Annotated in this window: 5 protein-coding genes and 1 pseudogene; 4 read left to right on the top strand and 2 right to left on the bottom strand. The window is 63.8% G+C overall.

Annotation, left to right across the window (positions count from 1 at the left end; all coding sequences use genetic code 11):
• Nucleotides 1–372 precede the first annotated feature (372 nt).
• Entirely contained in the window at nucleotides 373–1,170 is a 798-nt protein-coding gene (locus F620_RS0114030) for a hypothetical protein (RefSeq protein ID WP_026331510.1), read from the top strand.
• Nucleotides 1,171–1,239: 69 nt separating this feature from the next.
• Here the strand turns inward: F620_RS0114030 and F620_RS15600 are convergent, their stop codons facing one another.
• Entirely contained in the window at nucleotides 1,240–1,716 is a 477-nt protein-coding gene (locus tag F620_RS15600; protein ID WP_231373924.1) for a hypothetical protein, read from the bottom strand.
• Between the two features lie 11 nt (nucleotides 1,717–1,727).
• Between F620_RS15600 and F620_RS14635 the strand changes: the two genes are divergently transcribed.
• Nucleotides 1,728–2,600, top strand: coding sequence for an ankyrin repeat domain-containing protein (locus tag F620_RS14635; protein WP_019571075.1), 873 nt, complete (start codon nucleotides 1,728–1,730; stop codon nucleotides 2,598–2,600).
• A gap of 108 nt (nucleotides 2,601–2,708) precedes the next feature.
• Nucleotides 2,709–3,356 (top strand): ERCC4 domain-containing protein, encoded by a 648-nt coding sequence (locus tag F620_RS0114010; protein WP_019571074.1) that lies wholly within the window; start codon nucleotides 2,709–2,711, stop codon nucleotides 3,354–3,356.
• A gap of 124 nt (nucleotides 3,357–3,480) precedes the next feature.
• Here the strand turns inward: F620_RS0114010 and F620_RS0114005 are convergent, their stop codons facing one another.
• Complete coding sequence (locus F620_RS0114005; RefSeq protein ID WP_019571073.1) at nucleotides 3,481–3,639, bottom strand: hypothetical protein; 159 nt, start codon at nucleotides 3,637–3,639, stop codon at nucleotides 3,481–3,483.
• Between the two features lie 67 nt (nucleotides 3,640–3,706).
• Between F620_RS0114005 and F620_RS0114000 the strand changes: the two are divergent.
• Nucleotides 3,707–3,907, top strand: a pseudogene (locus F620_RS0114000) (IS481 family transposase); the annotation flags it as partial.

The following is a 3,907-nucleotide window of genomic DNA, read 5'->3' as shown; positions in this document are numbered from 1 at the left end:
GTATCTCCTCTGGCTGGCTGGTTGGTCGCACTTCCATTCCAGCCGGATACGCCGCCTTCCTCAATCCCCCCGTACACCACTTTCGACAGTAACTCACCGCAGCCTCCTCCGAATCTCAAGCACCGTCGGCCGCCGCGGAAGATGACGCACGACTGTGTTGCTACCGGAGGCGAATCCGACCGAGCGCTTGAACGAAACCCCGAGGGTTCCGGATTTCGAGTGAGATCATCAAAGGCCGTCAGGCAATGTCGCCCCCTCCAAACGGAGGTGTCTCGGCCGGGCTGACATCCGGTTTCATTGTTCGGTCGATGGTGCGGTTCACGCCACGCCCCGACGCACATGCTCAGGCCAGCCACAAGGAGAAGCGAAACCGTGGATAACCAACTGGTATTCAAGAATTGGAGCACTCCGCTCATGGGGCTCTTCGTGCTCGTGATGAGCGTGATCTTCCTGACCACGTTCGGCCGCAGCACGCATCTCGCCTGCGGGGCGGAGGAGCGCTACTGCGAACTCACCCGATCGGCCCCGTTCGGCATCCATGAATCCACCGAGGGCCGCTACCCCCTGGACGAGATCCAGCAGGCCACACTGGGCGAGAGTCGGAACAGCGACGGCGACCGCACCTACTCCGCCAACCTGCAGCTGGACGACGGCTCGGTGGATATCCTGGGCTACAGCCGGAGCGGCCGATCCGGCGTTCAATCCATCGTGGACGAGGTCAACACCGGCCTCGACGATGTCCGTCAGGGCGGAGACTTCCACATGAGCCACCAGGTCACGTTCGGCCTGTGGATGCCCCTGGCGATGAGCGTGCTGGGTCTCTACCTGCTGCTGTTCCAGCGCAATGTAGTGGCCCTGTGGCTGCCGCCCGGAGTTAACCAGCTACAGGTCGCCGAACGGCGCTGGTGGCAGCCGGGGAGCCCCGGCAAGATCCGCGACATCCCCTTGCAGGACATCAGCCGGGTGGCCGTAGAGACGACCTGGTCGAGGTCACAGCGTTCCGGCCATAGCAAACCCGCCCACAGGCCAGTCATCTATCTGAAATCCGGGGAATCCATCCCCCTCACGCGAACGCGCAGATCGGGCCAGGGCGCCTTCCGCCGGCAAGAGCAAGTACGCCGCTTCCTCGAACAGGCCGGCGCATCGCTGGACGACGAGGAAAACTCGTAAGGTCGCTGCAGGTTGAAAGACAGGGGGACTGCTTCGACTCGATCAGCCGCCGCTGCTCCTCGATCATCGCTAGGTGCTCGTGGTAACCGGGCCTCGTAGCCGAAGCACGGTCAGTTCTGTCGTGCCAAGCCCGACCCCATTGGTGAGACCGCGCATGATGGCGGCTTTGCCGTTCTCGAAGCACGGAGTAATCTTCGCCACCGCGACGTCGCCTTCTCGGACGCAGGTGTAACCGTCAATCACATTCTGCAGCGCTCGGGTCTGGTCGAGAACCAGCGAGCCATCGTCTCCCACGGCCATCCGGATCGGCGGCTGGTCCGGTCCTCCGTGGTATTTGTTGCGGTAGTGCGCCAGAAATGCTTCTGCATCACGTCCACGGGTCAGGGCGTTCAGCCTTTCGAGCAACCAGGTGTGGAAGTGCCAAGCCCTGCGGGATGCGCTCAGCGGCGATGCGCCGCCGGATGTGGCATGATCGATCTCACCGTATTTCCGCCAAACCCGGGGGGCGCGACAGTTGCCCGGGTGTCCCGGAACCGCGTCATTCAAAGGAGAGAAGGATGTCCCGTACCCAACGCCCCCTGCTGCCGACCATCACCCTGGGCGCCCTCCTGGCCCTGTCCCTGCAAACCGCCTTTGCTGCCGACCCAACGGACCGGCTTTTCGAGGCCGCGACGCAAGGCACTCCCGAAGAGGCCACGGCTGCGCTCGAGGCGGGTGCCGACGTCAATGCAAGGGACGATAACGGCGTCACGCCCCTGATGTTCGCACTCGCAGACAACGAACCGGCCATGGCCGAGTTTCTGATCGACCAGGGCGCCGACGTCGAAGGGCGGGACGACTTTGGCTGGACGGTGCTCATGGACGCCGCGAAGCACCAGACACCGGCGATGGCCGAGACCCTCATCGAACTGGGTGCCGACGTCAACGCGCAGGACGATTTTGCGAGCACCGCCCTCATGGTCGCCGCCGGGAACAACGAACCGGCCATGATCGAGACCCTGATCGAACACGGCGCCGAAGTCGATGCGCGGGACGAAGAAGGCTGGACTGCCCTGATGGTCGCCGCCGCACAACACGAGCCGGCAGTGGCCACCATTCTCATCGACCACGGCGCGGACATCGAGGTGCGCAACGTACACGGCTGGACGTCCCTGGTGCAGGCCGCGCTGCGCGACGACCCGGCCATGGTCGAGACCCTGGTCGAGCACGGCGCAGACATCAATACGCGGGACAAAAACGGCTCCACTCCCCTCATGGACGCCGCGGCCCACAACATTCCGTCCATGGTCGAGGCCCTGCTGGCGCTCGGCGCCGACCCCGGCCTGACCAACAAGGAAGGGCAGACTGCCTACGACTTTCTGGACGACAACTTCCACATCAGCGAATCGGACGAGGTCTACCAGCAGCTCCGTGCCGCCGGGGCCGACTGATTTCCTGAATACAAGGACCCGGGCGGTATCCGAGACTGCATGAGGGATTGCGAGTTACCCCCTCCGCTCCGCCTAGACTGCGTGCGGGTCACACAATCGGAGTCCCCAATGGAAAACCTTCATCTGCCAATCCGCGTCGACAAACGCGAAAAGGGCAAGATCATCCAGCGCATCGAAGAGCTGGAGGGCGTGGAACTGGAATTCACCGATCTGGACGTGGGCGATTACGTCTTGCCCAACGGAGTCGTGATCGAACGCAAATCCGCGGCCGACATGGTCCTGAGCGTGGTCGACAAGAGCCTCTGGGAGAACGCCGCGAAACTGAAGGCCAACTACCGGCAGGTGATCTACATCGTCGAAGGGGACCTGTACGAGCCCCGCTTCTACCAGCAGGCGCTGGACATCCACCGCGCCCTGGCCCACCTGACCATCGCCCTCGGCATCAGCGTGCTGCCCAGCCCCGATGCCGACAACAGCGGCATGCTCATCTATCTGACCGGCCTGAATGCCCAGATCGAGCCGGATCCCGTCGACCGTGAGGCCGAGTCGGACAATCGGCGCAAGGTCGCCGAATTCATCCTCAGCGGCCTGCCCGGCGTCGCCGCGGACGAAGCCCGCGACCTGCTGCGCCACGTTGGCAGCGTGCGCGACGTCATCAACGCCGACGCCACCACCCTCGCCCGGACCGATGTCCTCGACCCCGAACGCGCCGAACGCATCGAGTCCGTCGTCACCTACGGCAGCCGCAAAAGCTGAGTCGGACAAGAAACCAGGGTCAGTACTGTCTCGCACCAAGGGTGACCGCTTCACGCGGTTCCGGACAGGACCACCTCACACCACCGGTCTGCTGCTCTCCGAGAAAACCGTGCTGAACCTGCAACTAGTCAAGTACGATGGCCGGGCTGTGCGTGCCATCCGGCCCCATCGGGTCGTAGGGCGGCATCAACGTGATCTCGGCTTCCGGATCCACCTCCCAGAATCCCGGGGCCTGATCGGCCGGCGACTCCATCGACAGGCAGGAGATGCCCTTGCAGCTCATTGCAGCCGCCGTCTCGTCATCGATCTCGGCACGCGAGATCTGCAAAATCCGGGCCGTGGGTGCCTGAATGGTCGAACGCGTCAACGGACGCATCGCCGGCCTGCTGCGCACCCGGCGCTTCGACTCGGAAGCGCATCTGAACGACACCCTCCGGGATTACCAGTGCCTGTACGACCATCAGATCGGGCAGAAGGCGCTGGGGCACCGAACGCCGGTTGAGACACTCAAGGCCTGGCAACAGGAACGCCCCGATTTATTTCGTAAACGT

It is taken from the genome of Thioalkalivibrio sp. ALE11 (assembly GCF_000381205.1).
Classification (GTDB): Bacteria; Pseudomonadota; Gammaproteobacteria; order Ectothiorhodospirales; family Ectothiorhodospiraceae; genus Thioalkalivibrio.
The sequence above is the reverse complement of the archived record's forward strand: the minus strand, read 5'-3'. Positions and strand labels throughout refer to the sequence as shown.